Origin of the sequence: Streptomyces doebereineriae, from assembly GCF_031845645.1 — a bacterium.
In the GTDB taxonomy this organism is placed as follows: domain Bacteria; phylum Actinomycetota; class Actinomycetes; order Streptomycetales; family Streptomycetaceae; genus Streptomyces; species Streptomyces canus.
Map to the genome: position 1 here is coordinate 1 of NZ_JAVREZ010000216.1, position 467 is coordinate 467.

At 70.0% G+C, this 467-nt stretch carries 1 protein-coding gene; it reads left to right on the top strand.

The window, feature by feature from the left end; all coding sequences use genetic code 11:
• A partial coding sequence (locus RNB18_RS51540) for a YbhB/YbcL family Raf kinase inhibitor-like protein (RefSeq protein ID WP_311721000.1) occupies positions 1-467 on the top strand: 467 nt, incomplete at both ends.

The window sequence follows — 467 nt, forward strand, 5'->3', positions numbered from 1 at the left end:
ATCCGGAGGTGCCCGCGTTCACCGTGACGAGCAAGGATCTCGCCCCGGGGGCAGTGCTGGGGGACGCCCAGGTGCTTGCGTCCGGGAACACTTCGCCGCATCTGCGGTGGGAGGGGTTCCCGGCGGAGGCCAAGAGCTTCGCCGTGACGTGTTTCGACCCGGACGCCCCGACGGGGAGCGGGTTCTGGCACTGGGTGGTCTTCGACATCCCGGCGTCGGTGACCGAGCTGCCGGCCGGTGCGGGCAGCGGTTCGTTCGAGGGGCTGCCCGAGGGTGCCGTCCAGGCCCGTAACGACTACGGGTCGAAGGGCTTCGGCGGGGCCGCGCCGCCCGCCGGGGAGAACCACCGCTATGTGTTCACCGTGTACGCGGTGGACACCGACACGCTCGGTATCGACAGTGACTCCTCGCCCGCGGTGGTCGGTTTCAACCTCCGGTTCCACACGCTGGGGCGTGCTCAGCTGATC